This window comes from Pseudomonas salomonii, from assembly GCF_900107155.1.
GTDB lineage: Bacteria > Pseudomonadota > Gammaproteobacteria > Pseudomonadales > Pseudomonadaceae > Aquipseudomonas > Aquipseudomonas salomonii.
On the sequence record NZ_FNOX01000001.1, the window covers coordinates 210,663 to 230,272 of the forward strand.

Below are 19,610 nucleotides of genomic sequence, written 5' to 3' on the forward strand. Positions count from 1 at the left end.
AGGTAGGGCTTCAATAGGAAATGGTCAATGCGTGGGGGAGGGCATTATGTGGCTATAGGTCCAGCGATAGCTGCTGTGCCTGGGCAAAGCCCTTTAGCCACGACGCACGCATAGCGGGGTGTTGGTAAGGGCAGTCATACACCCGTAGCCCTTTCCGCGCAGCGGCCGCACCAGTGGCAAAAACCGTCAGGTGAGGGTTGTTGGAATGTCGCTTGTCAGAGGTTTTAGGCAAGAAGGCGTTATCACCCATGCCGGTTGCTCCTCGATGCTAAAATTCATCTACCAGCAGATCCGCGCATGGCGCGATTTTTTACGGGAAATTGTTACAGTCAGATGCCGGGGCGTCGAACCAATCGGCGGCCTTTAGCCAATGTACGAATAACTCGACAGATTGACCACTTCGACGTTGCAAATCGTGTAAATCGCCATGAAGCTCAAGATCCTCAGACTCATCATCCCAGTTGAAAAGTTCGAAGTAGTTGGTGTCGTAGCGATCCGGATTTAAAAGCTCTTGTATGAATCTTCGTGCGACGAATGAGCTCATGTCACTATAGTCATTCGCCCAGACGTCTTTATCACGCCAACCAGCTTTGATCCAGGAGGCGAGTTGAATGTTATCGGTGATACCGTAGTAGTCTGCTGCGTTTACGTCGCTTTCATCACAGTACCGCCAGTACAGCCGCCCCAAAGTGGGGTGATCCGCAGCCACCAGAAGCCAGCCATCTGGACACCTCATCTCATCATCGTCCCGCATTGTCATACACCTTAAGGCTTCACGGTTGGGGAGGGAAAGACGTTGAGGGTTTCCCTCCACCACAAGCTTCACGATTGGGGCCCGAAATTAAGCCCCTGTAATCAGAACGGACGGTCAGGGTCCGGGTATTCGTCGAAATCAGGCGCAGGCTGCGGACTGGATTGATCACGTGACGTGCTGCCTTGGCTCTGCGAAGGTGACAGGGTCACGCTCGCAATCCTGTGCGGCAAGATGGCGACCCGCGAGGCTTGAACCTTCAGAGCTGCATTTTCCTCACCGTCTTTTTCCCAGCGATCCATTACGGCTCGGCCGGAAACGATCACGCGCATGCCCTTCTGAAATAGGTGCGAGTAGTGTTCAGCATCTTTGTGCCACCACTCGACGTTTGCCCAGAATCCCCCTCGATCTTCGTATCCGCCTTTACCGTCCGGAATCGAGTTGTCGAAGTAGACGTTGGCCCGCATGAGCCTTCGTGGGTCCTTGTTGCCGTTGGCGAACTCTTTGAATTCCGGGGTGGAGCCGATATTGCCTTCCCAGCCTTGTACGGGTGTGGACATGAGTGTTCTCCGACGTTATGGATGTTGCGTTTGATTGGTGAGCTGCTGCAGTCGAGCGGTGTACACGGCCTCTGCCTGGCCCATTTTTTCGGCGCACTCGGCGGCCTGTTTGGTAATCGAGTGCAACAAACTCATTTGCATGTTCAAGGTGATGCGCTGCAGCTCCATCACGTAGAGGTCCTGCAGCATGGATTCCGGTGTTCTGGGTGAGCTCATCATCTCTGCCCAAACTCCCACGCCCATCCGACGGTCCGTCACTTTCTGCCAGCGCAGAAACTGGGTACCGGCTTGGGTGTTCTGTTCAGTGAGTCGCACTGGAACAAGGGTGAATGGATATCGGCGGGCCTGGCTCAGCACTTCCTGGGCAAGAGCTTTTAAGTCCGATTCTTGAGCTCGGCAAAGATCGGCAAATTGGGTCAGCTCCCCCTTACCTTTAAAAGGCTTTAAAAGGCCTTTTAGTGAGGCGGCCTGTTGCAGTCGCTGGAAGGCTTCCTGTTGCAGTGGCCGGAAGGCGGTCTGTTGCAGCGACCCTTCATTGGAGGGAATCTGGCCCATGCTCTTTAACCCTCAACGGAGTCATCGAGATGATCATCCGTCTCGGTTTGCTGCTGACCGCGGATGATCGGTGGAGCGAAATTCGAACGGCGGGTGCCTTCCAGGATGTCCTGTGGCAGCTCACCGTAGCGCTCGTACATTTTGCGGGCTGCTTCAGCTTTGGCATTGTTTGCGGCAAAGTCGTCGCGAGCAGCGCCTGAGTATTTATAGATCTGGGCCAGGCCAAACAGTCTCCGCAGTACCGCTGCGCCTTCATCAATCCAGGTTTCCATATCGTGCCGCCCGACAAGGCCAACGTGCTGGGCCAGCAGAATGCGTCTGACAATTTCGTCGTAGTTCGTCAGGAGGTACACAGCCTGAAATCCCAGGGGATTGGAGATGTACAGCGGGAGGCTGACAGGCTGGATCGAGAGGTTTTCGCTAATGCTGATGGCCGGCGGAAGAGAGGCCATGGCTGTGTCCAGGCGATCTTCGATGGTCTTTAGCGCTTCCTTGGAGTCGTTAATCTTTTCTTCAAGGAGGATCATCCACCAGTCAGAGTAGGGGTCATCCTGTTGGGCGCCACGAGACATTCGATTGACGACAGTGCAGAACCCCGACAGACCGATGATGCCGGCTTTGAGGTCATTTTTAGGGCGCCCCATCCATATACGAGCGGCATGGTGAGTGTGAAGGGTGAGCTTCACATCGCTGCGCAGTGAACCGATGTTGAGCCGGAAGTTATCAGCCATGGTGCAGTGTTTCCTTGGGAATAGGATTGACTTGCCCAATGCTGCAATTTGGTTATAGGAGACGCAGCATTAAATGCGTAGCCCGATGGAAGGGGATTTGTTGATGCTTCTATATAAGAAGAGCTGTAACTCGCCAGTGAGCTGATGGCCTTCACTGATGCCGGATCCTTCCGGGGTGATGCGGGCCGCATCACTTGTGTTGCTGTCGGGGACGATATCGGTTAATGGCAAGGTGATGCGAGCCGCACCACTCACATTACTGCCACCATCGATGCTGGATCCTGCTGAGGTGTTGCGGGCCGCAACACTTGCGTAGCGTCGACCACTGATGCCGAATCTTGTCTGGGCGGTTTGGGCCGCACCACTTGCGTGGTGGCCTCCGCTGGCACCGGATTCTGTTGGGGTGTTGCGGGCCGCAACACTTGCGTAGCGTCGACCACTACAGATGCCGAATCTTGTTCGGGCGGTGTGGGTCGCACCACTTGCGTGGTGGCCTCCGCTGATGCTGGATCCTGTCGGGGTGTTACGGGCCGCAACACTTGCTTAGCGTCGTAACTGTCCGTCTAACATATCTTCCTGGATCCGGCGTTTAGGGCTACTGGGTCTGCCTCGGTCGATGTTAGCTACGCGGGTCGAGCTCCGACTCTAGAGAGATCTACGGAAGCTCTGATGGCATCAATTGCGTCTAGAGTGAGCGCTATAACTGTCGTTGTACTGATTTCAATCCGACTGATAATGTCTTCTCTCGGGCCCTGTTTCCAGGCAGCGCTTGCGTAAAAAGTCCTTTGAGAGGCTTGGCGATGGGTCTCGCTTTCATAGGAACGAATCAGGTGATAGCTATCACAATCATGTAATGAGCAGCCATAAGAAACGACATCTATGCCAGCTTCCAGGTGAAGCGGAACACTTACATTCTGCATTATTTGATGAAAGTCCAGTCCCGATCCTGGCTTTAAGGTGTACATCAGAATTTCAATAATTCGAGTCATTCCAAGTCTTCCATTTGGAGTTTCAACGTAAGCGTCCGGCGAACTCACGGCAAAGCGAAACTGACGGACACTGTATGCGTGCGTCAGTTTCGCTGGCTTTGTCATGACCGAAGCAAGCAAAGCGTGGACTTTTCTTCAGTCCCATACCCAGAATCAAAAGTCAGTCAGGCATGCACACGCGTAATCGATGACCATCGGGATCGAGTGCAACAAATGTCAGTCCAAATACAGCATGGTGGAGCGATTGCTCAATGTCGAAGCCCTTAGCTGTCCATTGTTGATGGAGACTCTCGACCTGGACTTCCGTCTCAACCAGAAAGGCAACTTCGCTACGATTACCGCTGCCTCCACTTTTGAAGTCCTTGGCGCCAGTCGACCAGAGGCCCAGAGCTGTACCATTATCAAGCAGAAATGATACATAACTGGGGAATGCAGATTGCGCCTTCCGGTCAAGCAAACTTTCGTAGAAAACGCGGCTTTTCTGAGGATCTTTTACATACAACAGGAACAAGTTTGGGCTTTTCATGAGATGTCCTCGAATGTCGAAGCTCACATGCTATTCGACTCTGCTGACAAAAAATGTCAGCATTAATGCATGACCCGCACTGAACGGCTTCTTTCCCTTGTACAAATTTTGCGCGCATGCCGTCATCCAGTGACCGGAAGAAGGCTTGCGCAAGAGCTGTCAGTAAGTCTGCGTACGGTGTACCGTGATATTGCCACGTTGCAAGCCCAAGGCGCCGACATTCGGGGTGAGGCGGGCATTGGATACATCCTACGCCCAGGGTTCATACTTCCGCCTCTCATGTTCAATGAACAAGAACTTGATGCACTGATGCTCGGCATGCGTTGGGTAGCACAGCAACCTGACAGATCGTTAGCTCAAGCGGCGCTCGATGTGCTGTCAAAAGCAGAAGCCGTACTACCGCCATCCGTTGCTGATAGATTGTTCAAAACGGCATTATTCGCTGCATCCCATAAAGCTCGCGATGCATACGGTTTCGACGCTAAGCGCTTACGCGATGCCATACGGCATGAGAAAAAAATTCGCATAGTTTATGTGAGTAAAGAATCCGTCGAGACGGAGCGTACCGTCTGGCCAATGGGTGTTGGCTACTTTGAAGGTATGGAAATCCTAGCTGCATGGTGTGAATCTCGCAGAGACTTCAGGCACTTCATATTGAATCGAATTCAATCCCTGATACTCCTCAATGATGGCTTTAAAAACCAAGGAGGTTGGCTGTTGGCTATGTGGCGAGACTCGCATTTGGATGTAGTCCCGTGAACCAATATTGGTGAATTAGGCTTTGATAAATCAGGCCAGCCACACTGATGCGGGAGAGCAGTTGCCCAATTTCACTGGCCCGCTGCGTAGCGACCCTGCTAAGAGCCAGTTCTTACGTCAAAGAGCCCATCGTCGGATCTGGTTCTCTGCCCAATTATTGTCAATGGGTACAGCACCGTAATCTGAGTAGCGCGACAGCGCTGCGCAGCGTTTCGGGCTGTAATCGAATGCTTTGCTGATGCCGGATCCTGTCGGGGTGTTGCAGGCCGCAACACTTGCGTAGCGACGACCACTGATACCGAATCTTGTCTGGGTGGTGTGGGCCGCACCACTTGCGTAGTGATCTCCGCTGATGCCGGATCCTGTTAGGGTGTTGCGGCCCGCAACACTTGCGTAGCGTCGACCACTGATGCCGGAACTTAGCTGGGTGGTGTGGGCCACACCACTCGCGTGGTGGCCGACACCGATATCGAATCCTGCCAGGGTGATGCGGGCCGCATCACTTCCATAGGCTCGCTCTACACCAAACTTCATGGAGGTGTACCCCGATTGGGCTTCAGCAAATGCAACATTCCGCTGAGTGTGTGTTTCGCGGTTTGTATCGACTCAGGGCTACGAGGCTGAGCAACCGTCTTCGTAGGCTGCTCTGGGCCCTCTGGCGGGACTGAAGCATCTTCACGCTCGGAGCTCGCTGTTGCCTTGTCGTCAGGGCTCCATTGGCTGTTGAAGTCGCCACGAATGGCCATTCCGACGAGCGTCATCAAGTAACCCAGCGGGTTACGGACCCCTCCCGAGTCACAGCGGTGGACCCATTGTTTGATGAGCGCCGGTTTCAACTCTGCAGGAACCTTCTGCAGCGCCAAAACCGCGTTCTGTTTCTGCTCGACCGGTAGACGATGCAGCGCACCGAGTAAATCGGCAGCCATGTCGTTTGGTGTGGGCGGTACATGTACAGAGCTTTTACAAACATCTTTGTGTGTATCTGTATACGTACTATATGAGTTCGGATGCCGAACTAAGTCCGAACTCAGGGATTTACGGCTGAGTTCGGCATCCGAACTCTGCTCAAAAGCGATTCGCTCTTCGTCTTTTTTACTGAGTTCGGTATCCGAACTCAGTGGGGATAGAGCTATATTTCGCTGAGTTCGGATTCCGAACTCAGCCGCTTTAAGAGCGACTGGAGCCTGCGCTTTGGTCCAGGCTTGGCTATTCATTCGGGATTCGATGATGTCCAGCCGGCTAGGTAAGCGTTGGCCAACGTCAGGATCAGCTGCAAATTCCTTCCAGGCAATTTCTGCTACTTCGCGAATCACATTGGTCTGGTGCTGCATTGACTGCGCGAGTAGCTGCAAGTAATCCTTGTCGAACTCTAGAGCTTCGGCCGGTGTGACCGGTTCGTCATGAAGCAGGTAGACGTTGCCTTGCACTTGTCCGCTCAGGTCATTGCGCACCCGTCGCCCCAGGCTAAGCCAACGGGTAAGCCGTAGGGTTACTAATGCTTTTGACACAGTTTCACGTGAGGCCGGCCTACCGGGTTGCATACCCAAATATGGCCGCAGTTGGTCATAGGTTGGGAACGCCGTAAGGCCGTCGTCATTGATCAGTAGGCGAAATACCTGCCAGGTGTTTCTTTCAAGCGGAGTTAAGCGATCATCCAAAAGCAATCGGCGAGGTACCGTTTCGTGTGGGTTCCCGCTGAAAATAATTCCGGAGTAGGGGGAAGACCCTTCAATCCCCGGAGGCGCCGACTCTTTTTTCTGAAGCAAGTGAGCTTCAAGGTGACCCGAGGCCGAGTCTAAAAGCGTCGACAAGGGGAGCCGAGACAACCTCATAATACAGAGTCACCTTCCACCGATGTCGCTGCAGGCTGTGCAAGTCGTTGAGAAGACACAAGCTGTAGCCTTCTCGGAAGGCCAGGGTTTGCAGGAGGATAAAGCCCTTCCTTTATCCAGGACTGAATGCGATGCCAGATGATGGCCAGGCTGAAGTTTTCGTGGGTTTCATCTGGGCTAATATCCTGTGGAGCATTCAGTTCCTCGGCGACCAACATGGCGATGTCCAGCAGCGCGAGACTGTCGCCAAGCTCAACCTGATGCTCTTGCATTAGGTGCGTCCATCGGTACCAAAGCTGAGCGTCCATCTCCTCACTGAATTCCCGCCAACGGCCACGACGTGCCGTCACGCCGATCATGAGGCGTTGAAGTGCCACATCCTGCGGAGACAGCCCGAAGAACTGTTGCAGCATTTGAGTGGTCGCGCCAAGTCGCAGCGCACGTTCAATCATGCGTACTTCTTCATCAGAACGCTGCGCGCCTGACAGTAGTTTTTTTACCATGTCCCCATCAATGGTGACGTTGCACCAAGACACGGGAGTGTTAAGCAGCAAGCTCAGAACTGAGGGTTGTTGGAGCTGAGCCAATATCTCTGGCTCCAGACCCATTTCGATGCAGCGCCGAAGTTGACCATTACGCATGTGATGAAGCACCTGTGACAGGATTGCTTCATTTATTGGTGTCTTGGACATGACGACTCCCCCTTGTAGAGTCCGTGTGTTAACTGGCTGAACTCGGACCGTTGTTGGCGACTGAATGGATTTCCAGGTCAATCAAACGTCTTGCGAGACGGATAATGCGGAACAGCTTCACTAGAGCGCCGTCGCTGAGACGGCATTCACTTTCAGGGGGCTGATCTTTTGTGTGAGGCTGGCCCAGTAAGATGTGGCCCAGCCCGGCTGCGAACTCGAAGTCAGCCAACGCGTCGATTTGAAGCTCGGGTTGCTGCTGAATCATTTTCAGTACGATGGCCATCGAGCCGCTCAAAGACTGGAGCAGCGTCAAGGTATGTTGGGCTGTGGCAGTGATTTCGACTTCCGCCTCGGGGTGTCGGTAGCTGAACCCGACGCCACCATTGATATCGATAAATTGACCTGGGGCTTTGACCGAGCTGGCTATTTCGCGAGCCAATTGAGCGATGTGCTGACGCAGGGTCGCGGTATTGTCTATTTCGCGTTCGATGTACCAAAGGTCAGAAATGGGATTGAGTCCGCCAGCTTGAACAGGGATGGCCACCAAGGCATTGGAGGCGAAGTCGGGCAAGACCTCACCGTCAAGCGCAGCGAGCTCCCGTTTAATCTTGTCGACTCTGGGAGAAGTCTTCACAGGGCTCGCAACGTGCCCATCGATACGTGCTTGGCGATCTTGTGGGCTCATTTGCTCCTGCGGAGTAGGGGCCAATTGCCGTTGCACCCCTTGAGGTGAAGGACTCTCTTTGGAGGGCGTCGTCTTATGTGTGCTGCCCCCCGAAGGAATAGGGGGTAGTTGTAGAGGGCTCTGATTAGCCTCAATGCCATTGTTTGAAACGTTAAGTTGAGTCCCCCCATCAAATTGCGATGCAGGGTACTGTGGCAGCTCAAGAACCGGCGTAGACCGGCGCAATTGGTCCTGGTTCTGAGTGATTTCCAACAGTATCTGCTCGTAGCCGAGGTTCAGCGGTTTTTTTAGCTGATCTATCAGTTCGTCTTGAAATCGCTGGAATAGGAATTCTTCAGCGTCGCCTTCAAACTGGGACAGTACATCTTGGAAGAGCGTATCGAAATCAAGGTGCTGCTCCTGCTCTTGATAATTGCGATCCCAGCACTGAAGAGCTGTTTTGCGTAGCGCAAGCAGTTTGGAGATCCGATCTACGCCCAGCCCTGAGTAAAGTACTCCAGGTATTGCTGGGAGCAGGTAACGGATGCTGTCCTGCATACGACTCAAGTGAGATGCAGAGACAGGGTAGCCATCCGATGACAGCCGCCGGGAAAGCTCACGCAATGAGATAGAATCCCCTGCCTCTGTTTCATACAAGGCTCTCGCTTTATCGACCCCAATAGCCCGCTCAATGAACAGGAGCTGGCCTTGCAGGTCGTTTTCTGCCAAGTGGCCGGTGAGCGAGATGATTTCGCCCCGAACGGCGTCCCAGGGGCGAAATAGGCAGTGGAACTTGAAGTACTTCTCGTCGCCGGTCTCACGATACAACTCGTTCAAAATTGCCAGGCGAGTGTTGCCGCCGTTGCGGATCCGGTACTTGTCTTCCCCAGGTTTACGGGTGACGGGAGGTGGCGTATCGAGGCCCCGATTTCGTATCGACTCCTTAATTTCATCGTACTTCGGGTTACGAGTCGTCCTTGGGTTTTCGTCATACGGCAGCGTTTCGTCGAGGGTCAACAGCATGGGGGTATCGACGATGGGGTCACTCATTCGCTCTGCCACGGGCGACTTCGATTCAAACGCCGGCAGCAACAGCTTATCTTTCATGGTCTGGGCCAAAGACGCTTTCATACTCTGGCTCCTGGCTGCTCGTAAGCCGGGCTTGCCGCCAAGAGCTGGTCAATGATTTTCAAAGCACGATCCAGAGCGGCTTCAAGTTCGGCAGTTGTTTCCAGCCGATAAACAATTTCTGAGTTCATCGACCTGGCGTTGTCACGTGCTTCCAACGCGATGCGTTCGCGCATCCCGTCGGGAAGGCGAATAACGAATTTTTCTTCATGCAGACGCTTTGGTTTGTTACTCATAGTGGGCTCCGGTGCCTAGGGTAGAAAGTGTGTTCAGCGACGTTTCAACTGATCAGTGAGTTGGGTCGGTAACCCCTTGATGACTAATGAATTGAACGCCTCGTCGTACTCGATCTTGTCCCCTAGCAGATGGGCTTCAAAACTGATGGACAAGCCTTCGGCACGGCCGGTGAACCGACGGAATTGGTTGAGAGTGCGTTTATCCAGGGGGATTTCCGGCGACAGGCCGTAGTCCTTATTGCGGATATGGTCGTAGAACGCCTTGGGCCGATCTTCATCGATCAAGCCCGACAGCTCCTCCAGTCCCATGGGTTCACCGAGCTTGGCCTGGCTGGTGGCGTAGTCCACCAGGGCCTTGGTTTTCTCGCGGGCCGATTCGTCTGGCAGGTCTTCGTTTTCAACGAAGTCGCTGAACGCCTTGAGGAGGGTGCGGGTTTCGCCCGGGCCGTCGACGCCTTCCATGCAGCCAATGAAGTCGCTGAAATACCCCGAGATCTTCTTACCGTTCTTGCCTTTGATGTAGGAGATGTACTGCTTGGACTGTTTGTTGTTCTGCCACTCGGACAGGTTGATACGCGCCGCCAGCTGCAGCTGGCCAACGTCCAGGTGGCGTGAAGGAGTGACGTCCAGATCTTCAGTGACCACCACGCCTTCACTGTGATGGAGCAGGGCAACAGTTAGGTAGTCGGTCATGCCTTGCTGGTAATGGGCAAACAGTACGTGGCCACCGGTGGAGAGGTTGGATTCTTCCATCAGCTTTTGCAGATGCTCGACCGCCGTGTGGCTGAAGGCGGTGAAGTCCTGGCCACCTTCAAAGTACTGCTTTAACCAGCCGCTAAACGGGTGCGCGCCGGACTCGGCATGGAAGAAACCCCAGGCCTTGCCTTGTTTGGCGTTATAGCTCTCGTTGAGGTCGGCAAGCATGTTCTCGATGGCGACCGATTCGGATAGCTCCGAATCGCGTGCCTGGAGAACAGCTGGTGTGCCATCGGGTTTTTTGTTGATCAGGTGGACGATGCAATGACGGATAGGCATTAGATTGCCTCCTGCGAGTGTAGGGTTTGAGCTCGATCAGCACGACGAATACAGGCTTTGGCATTAAGGCCTGAGCGGTAATCGCTTGCGGTTGATGAGGTGTAAATCGATCCAAGGCCAGACTTGGTGAACTTGATGTGGCCACCTTGAGTGCGAGACACCGTCCAGCCATTCGCTTCAGCAAACTTCACGAGTACACGAAGGCTCTCGCTTTTTCCGCGTAGGAGATTGGTGGTCATAGCTCTGCATCCCTGGCTGCCAGAACGTTACCGGTCTGGATCGCGATGATTTCAGCCTGGTCGCCAGGAAACTTGGTACCGAGCTCATGCAAAAAGTGACGCGTAGCCTCACGTGCTCCCGGGACGCGGAACACCACGCTGCAGTGCTGAACTTCCGCGGGGTGTTGCAGGTGAGACATGACGGCCACTTTCAGCGAGCAGCACTGGAGGTAGCGGGGCACCCAAACCGACCAGAAGTAGCTGGATAGCAAGGCGCCCGCGCAGAGCAGTTCAACGGTAATTGTTGCGCTGGGCGTGTTGGTCAGCTCGACGTAGCCGAGCTTCTCAAACTCCAACAGATCCTCACGCATGCTCATTGGGACCACGGTGCTGTGGTCACGAGCAACGCGGCCGATCGCTTGAGCTAATGCGTCGAGCTCCACTGGGTTTATCCCAGATTTATGGGCATGAGCCACGGCAGAGGCTTCGAACACGGCACCGGCATGGATTCTAGGAAATAGCTCGGTGCTACTGTGCATCCGACACCTCCTGAAGCTCCTCGATGTTATAGCTATTGCAAGTAGGGCAAATAAGCTCGTCCACTTCACCGCCGGGTAAGGCTGGAGCGCCACTCACTTGATGTTTTGGGTGGTGGCTATCGCATTGAAGGCACCAGTGAGTGATGAGGACGAGAGTATTCATCGCTGAGGTGTGCTTTTTCATATTTGAGCCCCTTGCCAGCCGGCGTTGGGACTGAGGTTGGCAAACCGGGTCTGATTGGCGATGAAGGCTGTTCGTACGGTCCCAGTTGGGCCGTTACGCGCCTTGCCGAGAATGATTTCTGCAATGCCTTTGTGTTCGCTCTGAGGGTGGTACACCTCGTCCCGGTAGACGAACATAATCAGGTCCGCGTCCTGTTCAATCGCACCGCTATCACGCAGGTCTGCGTTGATCGGACGCTTATTTGGCCGACGCTCCAGTTCTCGGTTGAGCTGGGAAAGCGCAACCACCGGGCAATTCATCTCTTTCGCCAGGGCCTTGAGGGATTGGGATATAGCGCTGATCTCGTTGGCTCTGTTTTCCTGGCCTGGGCAGCGCATGAGCTGCAGGTAATCGATCAGGATCAAGCTCGGGTGCCCGAAGCGACGAGCTGCTCGACGAGATTTGGCTCTGATTACTGCAGGCGTGAGCGCTGATGAGTCGTCGATGACCAGGCGCTCGCCATAGCCATTGATACGAGAAACCGCTGCTGTCAGCTTCGGCCAATCATCATCATCGAGCTTGCCCTTCAATAGCCTGCCCAGATCGATATGGCCTAGGATGCCCATCAATCGATACATCAATGCTTTGGCCGGCATTTCCATGCTGAAAACCTGAACTGTACGATCAAGCTTTGCCTGCAGAGCCGTATCTATGAAGTTCAAGGCCAGAGAGGTCTTCCCCATAGACGGGCGCGCGCCGAGGATGATCAGGTCGGCTTCTTGAAAACCCGACGTCAGCTCGTCCAGATCCTCCAGGCCTGAAGGCAGGCCGGTCACGGTGATATTGCCGTTGAAATGTTCGTCTATTTGTTCGACGACATTCGTCAGGCACTGGTTGATATTGACGAATTCCGTTGCGCTCTTGCCCTCACCCAAAGCGAACAGTTGCTGTTCAATTGATTCTTGAACATCCTCCGCACTTGCCAACGGGTCTGTCGCCTCGCGAGAGCATTGGTATCCAAGGGACATGAGCTGTCTGAGCCGAGAGCGATTACGCACGATGGATGCGTAATGCTCGATGTTGGCTACAGACGGCGTGTTTTTGGCCAGCTCGCCCAGATAGCCCAGCCCTCCGGCTTCGTCAGGCTCCTCCAACGCGTTGTGGACGGTGACGAGGTCGAACGGAATCGACTTGTCAGCAAGGCTTGCCATTGTCCGGAACAGCAACCGATGGTCGTGTCGAAAAAAATCAGAGGCATCCAGTTTGTCCGCGACGAGATCCCAGGTGTTGTTGTCGAGCAGTAGCCCACCTAACACACCTTGTTCAGCCTCTACGGAGTAGGGCGGTGAGAGGTCAAGGTGATTCATTTCCCTGACTCCTGACCTATCTGAAGAAAACCACTCCCGTTGCGTGCCCCCAGGGCTTTGACCATGTCGACTTCAACCTTCGCTGAATTGATCATGACCTGAGCAACCTCCGCTACCGCTTTAGCCCGTTCAATTTCCATTGGTTTTTCCGGGTCCAGGAGGCTCTCGATCGCGACGAACAGGTGATTACGTAGATCTTCAATCTTGTTCTTCATTTTCAACCTCCCGGATGGTGCGTTTGAGTTTGCCGATAGCGCGTATTGCGGATTTCAGCTCTTCCGGATACCGATGAATGGTGTTACGACGCATGCGTTCTGCCCTCGTCAGCAACTCCAGGTTATTCAGGGCTATATGGGCCTTGTTGCCGTCCTTGAAGCACACGCACATGTTTAAAGGGACAGGACCGTGATGCTCCTCCCAAAGCAGTACGTGCACCGCTTTCCAGTCAACAGGTGGGTAACCGGTATCGGTGATTTTCTTCTGCTGATAGCCGTCAGGAGTCGTGCGCAGGCTGCCAACAGGCAGCCAGTTCCCCGGTTTATTGCCCGCCTTAAACTGCGTCTGAGTCATGCGGCCAGAGGAGGGGAGCCCCTTAAGGCCCTTATTCCATGGGACAGAACCCTTGGGAAAGCGGAATTCAGCGCCCAACTTGCCGTCAAGCCGGCCACAGAGACTACTGCGAAGAAACTCGGCGCTTTTGCTCAAGCCCAGCCGTTTGGCTTTGGCATAGACCTGATAGACGCTGAGCCCCAATTCGGCGGCTAGGACCTGAGTCGGTTCATCTGGATAGCGGGCAATGAGCGTGCGCTCTTCAGCCTCACTCCAAACATGGTGTGTGTGAACCGGGGCAAGCCCAAGTTGGGATCGGGCTTGTTCCAGCGCCGCCATGGCCAAAGGTGAAAGCGAATGAGTTCTCACTGGCTACCCCCCATGCCCAAGGGCTCCTTGTGACTGCTGTCCAACACCACGATGCAGCCTGGCATGCTTGCCCTGGTCCCATCCCGCTTGCAAAGAGCGGGTGTCATGACCTTTGGCTTCGATGGGCTTGATAATGGCTAGTGTTAGTTTTGGATGGTGCCATTCCAGGTAGGCTTGGATCTCCAGCGCAGTGTTTTCGTCTATCCCGCCTGCAAACTGGTTCACCTTAGAGGCGACGGCATTGAGCCAGCCCTCTGCAAACAGTTGGCCACGGTGACGTTTGGTTTTTAGTTGGCAGCGCTTCTGCTGGGCAACATGAGCTCGTCGGGCTGCGACAAGCTGGTGATGCAGCGTTGAATAGGTGTGAGCTGCCAGCTCGGGTGAAATGCCTTTCCCCAAGAACTTGAAGGACCAGCCAAGCAGCGGATTGAAATACGCCAAGTGGCTGCAATCGAAGGCTTGGGAGCAGATTGAGGCCAGGTTGTGCAGCCAATCCTGCGGTGCCCTACGGGTTTTGGTACCCACAATGGCTTCTTCGATTGTATGGGCAGCAACTTCGGTGTGTTCCAGGTTGTACTGCTTCATCAAATGGCGAGCTTGACGAAGTGCAATTTCCACTTCGTTTGGGGCAGCGCCTTGTGACTTGGCCAGCGCCATGAGTTTGGCAACCTTGCTGAGGACTTTTTGCTTGTCCATCATTCGCCCCCTTCCTGCTGAAGGCTGGGGGAGAGCGCCTCTGACCACAGGCGAAGTGTTTCTTCCTCATCAGCAGAGAGGTGAGTCTGTGCAAGACAGTCCGCAACCTTCTGTTTCAAGGCATCAAGACGGTCTTGAACACTCGAGCCATCGTCGTAAGCAATCTCTTGCTCAACAGTTTGCGCAACGTCATTACGCAGAGAGAGAACCGTGCTTATCCAAAAAGCACTTGGACTGGTCCAGCCAATAAGCTTTCGAGTTCTGGCAGGCGACAGGTAATCACGGAGCCTGAGATTGAACTCCCTAGGTGAATAACCATTCCTGAAAACGTCTGCGCGATTGAGCGTCAGCGCTGTTTTAAGAGTATCTAGGAGAGGGTCCAAAGCCGTTGACTCAGGAACAAAAGGTTCTAGATATGTTTCAGCTACCAGGCGTTTGGCTTCGGCATATCGACTTTGCTGACGGCGTTTGGCTAGGCTTTCGTCGCGGCCGCGCTTTTCCTTCGCGTGCTTTATGTTCGAGTTCACTGACTCGATTAGCTTCGCGGCGTCTTGCAAAAGCTGAATCTGTTCAACGCTCAACTGGGCGCCAATCCGACCGGGTAGATGGCAACCGCTTGTCAGGGCTCGGATTTCTCGTGCGGTTCCACTGAGCTTGGCTTGCAAACTGCGCAATTGCTGAGCGCTGTAGTACTTGCCAACCTCTAGGATGAGATCTGCAGTAATACTGCGGGCGTCGGTAATGGAGGGCTTCGCCATTTCAACGACCCTCCCTCACCAAGTTGGCTACCTTTTCCTCGGTCATGGCCTCGAAGCGGTCACGCCATTCTGGGAAAAGCTCAATGGCCAAACGGCGGATGACGACTAGGGCTGCCGGGGATATTCGGTTTGAAGGCTGTCGGTATTCCAGGCGGTGTACTGGGACGCCCAGGGAAGAACCGCTACGAAACACCACTGCGCTGGGGACGACGCTATCCAGAACGTTGATTTCGTCATTGTCCTGGAAAATTTCCCGTACCGACTGCTCGATCATTTGCGCGTCAGTGGTTTGGTCGAGATTGTTGACGACTATCCGCACGGGTGGGATTTTCATGCCCAGGCGCCCATAGGCGCGCAGGCCGTCCAACATCTGCATGGTTCCCCGGCTGAACTCCCGTGCAGCGAGCATATTGGGCGGAAGTGGGGATATGACCAAATCAGAGGCTAGGACCACCATTTCGAGCATGGCCGATCTGGCGCCTTGGGTGTCAATCAGTACCAGGTCGAAATGATCTTTGAACGCCGGCATCAGGTTGGCGAGCCGCAACCGTCCGTCAGGTGCTTGCAGGAGCAGGCTGTTCAGTTGGTTGTTGATGTCGTTGGAAATGACAAGCGACAGGTCTGGTATCGCGGTGCTGGATATGATCTTGGCTGATTCGGTGATATTGAATGCCAGCAGGTCGTAGATGCCCCCCTGAGCTTCGTCGACCAATTGGTAATACGAGGAGAGTGAGGGCTGTGCAGGATCTAGGTCGATGAGGAGCACGCGCAGGCCTGCATCCGCACAAAAAGCGCCGAGGTTGGCCTCGATGGTGGTTTTGCCTACGCCGCCTTTGGTCGAAACGACCGCAGAGATTTTCATGGTTTGGAGCCTCTAATGTGGGTTCATTAGAGGCTGCGAGGCCACGGAAACAGCTATGTGTAGCGAACACGATCCTGGGCTTTGAAGCACTAGAACCAATTGTCTTTTAACCAATTGGTCGTAGGTTCGAATCCCACACGACCCACCATTTTTGAGACCAGTTAACGCTGGAATCGAATCTTAAGATCAGAGGCCAAAAGCACTGATCGAAGAAGGCGACTGAAAGGTCGCCTTTTTTTTACCGGGGTATAGCGCAGTCCGGTAGCGCGCCTGCTTTGGGAGCAGGATGTCAGGAGTTCGAATCCCCTTACCCCGACCATATTAAAAATCCTCGTATCGAAAGATACGGGGATTTTTTTTGTGCGCGCAAATCCTTGGCTCACCACAAAACAAATGTGGGAGCGGGCTTGCTCGCGAAAGCGGTGTGCCAGCCAGTACATCTAATACTGAGCCACCGTATTCGCGAGCAAGCCCGCTCCCACACTTACAAGGTCCCATTCAGGACCGTGTTGTTAATGCAATTTAAGGCGCGGCTCAGTCCCACGCCCAATCTTGCTGCCCAGCATCAGCATCGCCGTGCGAAAGAACCCGTACAACGCCATCTGGTGCATGCGGTACAGCGACACATAAAACATCCGCGCCAGCCAGCCTTCGAGCATCACGCTGCCCGTCAGGTTGCCCATCAAGTTACCCACTGCCGAAAAACGCGACAGCGAAATCAGCGAACCGTAGTCGGTGTACTTGTAGCTCGGCAGGTCCTTGCCTTCGATCCGCAGTTTCAGCGACTTGGCCAACAGTGAAGCCTGCTGGTGAGCGGCCTGGGCGCGTGGCGGCACATTGCGGTCGGTGCCCGGTTGTGGGCAGGCGGCGCAGTCGCCAAAGGCGAAGATATTTTCGTCGCGGGTGGTTTGCAGGGTCGGCAACACCTGCAATTGATTGATGCGGTTGGTTTCCAGCCCGTCAATGTCCTTGAGGAAGGCCGGTGCGCGGATACCCGCAGCCCACACCTTCAGGCTCGCTGGAATGACCTGGCCACTGCTGGTGATCAAGGCATCCGCCGTCACTTCGCTGACCGCCGAGTTGGTGAGTACCGTCACCCCAAGCTTCTCCAGGGTTTTGTGCACAGGCCCGCCGATTCGCTCCGGCAGCGCGGGCAGTACCCGTGGGCCGGCTTCGATCAGGGTGATGTGCATGTTTTCCGGTTTGATGCGGTCCAGGCCATAGGCGGCCAGTTCATGGGCGGCGTTATGCAGCTCGGCGGCCAACTCGACGCCGGTCGCACCAGCGCCGACGATGGCGACGCTGATGTTCTCTTCCACATCGGTCTGGCCTGCGTGGGCGCGCAGATAGTGGTTGAGTAACTGTTGATGGAAGCGCTCGGCCTGTTTGCGGGTGTCGAGGAACAGGCAGTGCTGCGCCGCGCCCTCGGTGCCGAAATCGTTGGTGGTGCTGCCGACCGCGATCACCAGGCTGTCGTAACTCAGTACGCGTGCGGGCACCAGCTCGCGGCCTTCTTCATCGAGGGTGGCGGCCAGTTGGATTTTTTTCTGTTCGCGGTCAAGCCCGCTCATGCGCCCCAGTTGGAACTCGAAGTGGTTCCATTTGGCCTGGGCGACATAATTGAGCTCGTCTTCCGAAGAATTCAGCGAACCGGCGGCCACTTCGTGCAGCAGCGGTTTCCAGATATGGGTGAGGTTGGCGTCCACCAGCGTGATGCTGGCGGTGCCGCGCTTGCCCAGAGTCTTACCCAGGCGGGTAGCCAACTCCAGGCCGCCGGCGCCGCCGCCGACGATAATAATACGATGGGTCATGGGGATATCTCGCAAGGCTAAAAGAAATCGGAGCAGTTACCCTCGCGAGCGCCACGCAGCTCATAGCGTCAGGTAACTCAAAAGGCGGCTCAGCAGGCCGAGCCCGATCACCACCAGCAGCACCACACCCAGGAGCAGCCACGGCCGGAAAGGCTTGCGCTCAACTCGGTTTTGGGAGAGTTGCAGGTACTCTTCGACATGCTGTTGGTCATCGGGGTTCAGGCGGCTGGTCATAAAGGCCTCGTCAGGTAGACGTTGCAAAAGGGCGCCACGTTACAGTCAGGAGGTTGGCGGGCTCGCCACAAGCGTAGCCGGTGCCCGCGTCACAGGCTGATGCCCACGTCGAATACTATGCTGCGCCCCAGGTTGTTGCGCAAGAAGTCGGGTGCGTCCGGGTGGGCAAACAGCACGCGCGCAAAGGTCGGGCCTACCAATGACAGCGAGCGCCAACCCTGGCGCAGGTATTCGGTAGGCGGTGGGAAATGGCTGTTGAGGTCCAGCACTTCGCGTTTGAGGCTGGTGAAGGCAATCAGGTCCAGCTCGCCCAGGTCCATGCCGCGTTCTTTGTAGTTATGCGCTTTTTTGCGCAACGTCGGCGCCAGGCGCAACAGGAACTCGTGGGCGGGGATACGCCGTGGCTTGGCTTCGCGTCGCACCAGTTGGCTCAGGGAAAACGCACTGCGTCGGCGCAGTAATTCATCACGCCATTCGTCGTTCAGGCGCCGACCTTCATCGAGCACGAAAAACACTTCGAAACTGGCATCGCGAAACAACACGTCCGGAGGCTCCTGGCCGGCGGGGTGAAACTCTTCGACACGGTAGGGCACGTTGAGGCCCTGCAGCAGGCGCTGGCAGACCCAACGCTCACGCTCCCATTTGCGGGCATTGGACAAGAACGCGTTGGCTTGTTCGGCCGCTACGGTGAGCAGGCGCAAATAATCTGAGTCATCCATATTGGCAGCTTAGCGTCCAATTGATGACCACAGGAAGTCTTGCTTTGAAACGCCGGTGTAGACTGGCCACTCAACAGCAACTCCATGGACGAGGTGTGTGGTGAGGTTTTTTGCAAAGGCATTACGCTCGTGATCAGCGCTGCAGTGCTGGCGCCGGAAACGCTCGTCATCGGCTGGCTGTTGTATGCGCCGTTGGTTATTTGGGCGACCCTGAGAGCGCCGTGGGTCGAGTTGTTTGCCGACCGGCGGCGCCAGCATCTGCTCTTCGGCACCGTGTTTGCGCTGTTTATGCTCTGGCTGGTACGGCGGGATTTCGACACGGGCGTGTCTTACCACTTTATCGGCATGACCGCCGTGACGCTGCTGCTGGATTGGCCTTTGGCTATCGTCGGCGGGTTAGCCGCGCAGATGGGGCTGGTGTTGCTCGGGCGTCAAGATCTTGCAGCCGTCGGGGTCAATGGCCTGCTGCTGATCGGCTTGCCGGTGCTGGTCACCGAGACCTGCGCGCTGCTGGTTGAGCGGGCGCAACCGCGAAACCCTTTTGTGTATATCTTCTGTTCCGGCTTTTTCGCCGCGGCGCTGTCAGCACTGCTGTGCCTGCTGGCGGCGTTGGGACTGCTGTGGTTTGACGGCCGTTTTGCCATGCCGGAGTGGCTGGAGGACTTCGTCGGTTACCTGTGGCTGATCATCTTCCCCGAGGCGTTTATCAACGGCATGGTCATTAGTGCCCTGGTGGTGTTCTGCCCGGAGTGGCTGGAGACCTTCAACCGCACGCGCTACCTGTCGGCGCCGTGGAAGGACGACGATTCGCGGCGTTGATCCAGATCAAATCCCAGGCGGCCGCGCAGGCCCATGCTCTGCGAAATT

At 55.2% G+C, this 19,610-nt stretch carries 24 protein-coding genes, 1 tRNA gene and 1 pseudogene; 3 read left to right on the plus strand and 23 right to left on the minus strand.

The window, feature by feature from the left end:
• Positions 1-52: 52 nt before the first annotated feature.
• From BLV67_RS01060 to BLV67_RS01090, 6 genes are all read right to left on the minus strand, one after another.
• Complete coding sequence (locus tag BLV67_RS01060; protein WP_069786025.1) at positions 53-250, minus strand: CrpP family ICE-associated protein; 198 nt, start codon at positions 248-250, stop codon at positions 53-55.
• 60 nt (positions 251-310) lie between these two features.
• Positions 311-754, minus strand: coding sequence for a hypothetical protein (locus BLV67_RS01065; RefSeq protein WP_069786026.1), 444 nt, complete (start codon positions 752-754; stop codon positions 311-313).
• A 101-nt stretch (positions 755-855) separates the two neighbouring features.
• Positions 856-1,311, minus strand: a complete 456-nt coding sequence (locus BLV67_RS01070) for a single-stranded DNA-binding protein (RefSeq protein ID WP_069786027.1) — start codon at positions 1,309-1,311, stop codon at positions 856-858.
• A gap of 15 nt (positions 1,312-1,326) precedes the next feature.
• On the minus strand, positions 1,327-1,866 hold the full coding sequence (locus tag BLV67_RS01075) for a DUF3158 family protein (protein WP_069786028.1): 540 nt from the start codon (positions 1,864-1,866) through the stop codon (positions 1,327-1,329).
• Between the two features lie 5 nt (positions 1,867-1,871).
• The gene (locus BLV67_RS01080; RefSeq protein ID WP_060765247.1) at positions 1,872-2,597 is read right to left on the minus strand and encodes a PFL_4669 family integrating conjugative element protein; all 726 of its coding nucleotides are present in this window, start codon (positions 2,595-2,597) and stop codon (positions 1,872-1,874) included.
• A gap of 1,149 nt (positions 2,598-3,746) precedes the next feature.
• Positions 3,747-4,112 (minus strand): VOC family protein, encoded by a 366-nt coding sequence (locus BLV67_RS01090; protein WP_074854388.1) that lies wholly within the window; start codon positions 4,110-4,112, stop codon positions 3,747-3,749.
• Positions 4,113-4,181: 69 nt separating this feature from the next.
• On the opposite strand from BLV67_RS01090, the gene BLV67_RS01095 reads away from it, so the two are divergent.
• On the plus strand, positions 4,182-4,871 hold the full coding sequence (locus BLV67_RS01095) for a helix-turn-helix transcriptional regulator (RefSeq protein WP_069786030.1): 690 nt from the start codon (positions 4,182-4,184) through the stop codon (positions 4,869-4,871).
• Positions 4,872-4,991: 120 nt separating this feature from the next.
• Here the strand turns inward: BLV67_RS01095 and BLV67_RS01100 are convergent.
• From BLV67_RS01100 to BLV67_RS01170, 14 genes and pseudogenes are all read right to left on the minus strand, one after another.
• Positions 4,992-5,126 (minus strand): annotated as a pseudogene (locus BLV67_RS01100) (IS66 family transposase); the annotation flags it as partial.
• A 275-nt stretch (positions 5,127-5,401) separates the two neighbouring features.
• On the minus strand, positions 5,402-6,703 hold the full coding sequence (locus BLV67_RS01105; RefSeq protein WP_069786031.1) for an STY4528 family pathogenicity island replication protein: 1,302 nt from the start codon (positions 6,701-6,703) through the stop codon (positions 5,402-5,404).
• Complete coding sequence (locus BLV67_RS01110; RefSeq protein WP_069786032.1) at positions 6,700-7,395, minus strand: DUF2857 domain-containing protein; 696 nt, start codon at positions 7,393-7,395, stop codon at positions 6,700-6,702. The genes BLV67_RS01105 and BLV67_RS01110 overlap by 4 nt, the downstream gene beginning before the upstream one ends.
• A gap of 28 nt (positions 7,396-7,423) precedes the next feature.
• Entirely contained in the window at positions 7,424-9,190 is a 1,767-nt protein-coding gene (locus BLV67_RS01115) for a ParB family protein (RefSeq protein ID WP_069786033.1), read from the minus strand.
• Positions 9,187-9,423, minus strand: coding sequence for an Arc family DNA-binding protein (locus BLV67_RS33460; RefSeq protein WP_032877856.1), 237 nt, complete (start codon positions 9,421-9,423; stop codon positions 9,187-9,189). The genes BLV67_RS01115 and BLV67_RS33460 overlap by 4 nt, the downstream gene beginning before the upstream one ends.
• Positions 9,424-9,456: 33 nt before the next feature.
• Positions 9,457-10,458 (minus strand): nucleoid-associated protein YejK, encoded by a 1,002-nt coding sequence (gene yejK, locus BLV67_RS01125; protein WP_069786034.1) that lies wholly within the window; start codon positions 10,456-10,458, stop codon positions 9,457-9,459.
• Positions 10,458-10,697: a type II toxin-antitoxin system HicA family toxin gene (locus tag BLV67_RS33220; protein ID WP_074854389.1), complete on the minus strand. Its 240-nt coding sequence runs from the start codon at positions 10,695-10,697 to the stop codon at positions 10,458-10,460. Before BLV67_RS33220 ends, yejK begins: the two co-directional genes overlap by 1 nt.
• Positions 10,694-11,215 (minus strand): putative protein CP11, encoded by a 522-nt coding sequence (locus tag BLV67_RS01135; RefSeq protein ID WP_069786035.1) that lies wholly within the window; start codon positions 11,213-11,215, stop codon positions 10,694-10,696. The genes BLV67_RS33220 and BLV67_RS01135 overlap by 4 nt, the downstream gene beginning before the upstream one ends.
• A gap of 180 nt (positions 11,216-11,395) precedes the next feature.
• Positions 11,396-12,745, minus strand: coding sequence for a replicative DNA helicase (gene dnaB / locus BLV67_RS01145; RefSeq protein WP_069786036.1), 1,350 nt, complete (start codon positions 12,743-12,745; stop codon positions 11,396-11,398).
• On the minus strand, positions 12,742-12,960 hold the full coding sequence (locus BLV67_RS01150; RefSeq protein WP_032877851.1) for a hypothetical protein: 219 nt from the start codon (positions 12,958-12,960) through the stop codon (positions 12,742-12,744). The genes dnaB and BLV67_RS01150 overlap by 4 nt, the downstream gene beginning before the upstream one ends.
• A complete protein-coding gene (locus BLV67_RS01155) occupies positions 12,944-13,663 on the minus strand; it encodes an HNH endonuclease signature motif containing protein (protein ID WP_083269300.1) in 720 nt (239 codons plus the stop codon). Before BLV67_RS01155 ends, BLV67_RS01150 begins: the two co-directional genes overlap by 17 nt.
• 3 nt (positions 13,664-13,666) lie before the next feature.
• Positions 13,667-14,362, minus strand: a complete 696-nt coding sequence (locus tag BLV67_RS01160) for a DUF2786 domain-containing protein (protein ID WP_069786038.1) — start codon at positions 14,360-14,362, stop codon at positions 13,667-13,669.
• Entirely contained in the window at positions 14,359-15,117 is a 759-nt protein-coding gene (locus BLV67_RS01165; RefSeq protein ID WP_069786039.1) for a hypothetical protein, read from the minus strand. The genes BLV67_RS01160 and BLV67_RS01165 overlap by 4 nt, the downstream gene beginning before the upstream one ends.
• A gap of 1 nt (position 15,118) precedes the next feature.
• Positions 15,119-15,979: a ParA family protein gene (locus BLV67_RS01170; RefSeq protein ID WP_069786040.1), complete on the minus strand. Its 861-nt coding sequence runs from the start codon at positions 15,977-15,979 to the stop codon at positions 15,119-15,121.
• Positions 15,980-16,221: 242 nt separating this feature from the next.
• Here BLV67_RS01170 and BLV67_RS01175 point away from each other — a divergent pair.
• A tRNA-Pro gene (locus BLV67_RS01175) sits at positions 16,222-16,298 on the plus strand.
• A 193-nt stretch (positions 16,299-16,491) separates the two neighbouring features.
• On the opposite strand, the gene BLV67_RS01180 is transcribed toward BLV67_RS01175, so the two are convergent.
• From BLV67_RS01180 to BLV67_RS01190, 3 genes are all read right to left on the minus strand, one after another.
• Positions 16,492-17,790 (minus strand): NAD(P)/FAD-dependent oxidoreductase, encoded by a 1,299-nt coding sequence (locus tag BLV67_RS01180; protein ID WP_056859093.1) that lies wholly within the window; start codon positions 17,788-17,790, stop codon positions 16,492-16,494.
• Between the two features lie 60 nt (positions 17,791-17,850).
• Positions 17,851-18,024 carry a DUF3094 family protein gene (locus BLV67_RS01185; RefSeq protein WP_017134503.1) on the minus strand — a complete coding sequence of 58 codons (174 nt, stop codon included), beginning with the start codon at positions 18,022-18,024 and terminating at the stop codon, positions 17,851-17,853.
• Positions 18,025-18,113: 89 nt separating this feature from the next.
• Positions 18,114-18,743 carry a DUF1780 domain-containing protein gene (locus BLV67_RS01190; protein ID WP_069786041.1) on the minus strand — a complete coding sequence of 210 codons (630 nt, stop codon included), beginning with the start codon at positions 18,741-18,743 and terminating at the stop codon, positions 18,114-18,116.
• Positions 18,744-18,872: 129 nt separating this feature from the next.
• On the opposite strand from BLV67_RS01190, the gene BLV67_RS01195 reads away from it, so the two are divergent.
• Positions 18,873-19,562, plus strand: a complete 690-nt coding sequence (locus BLV67_RS01195) for an energy-coupling factor ABC transporter permease (protein WP_065911661.1) — start codon at positions 18,873-18,875, stop codon at positions 19,560-19,562.
• Positions 19,563-19,610 lie beyond the last annotated feature (48 nt).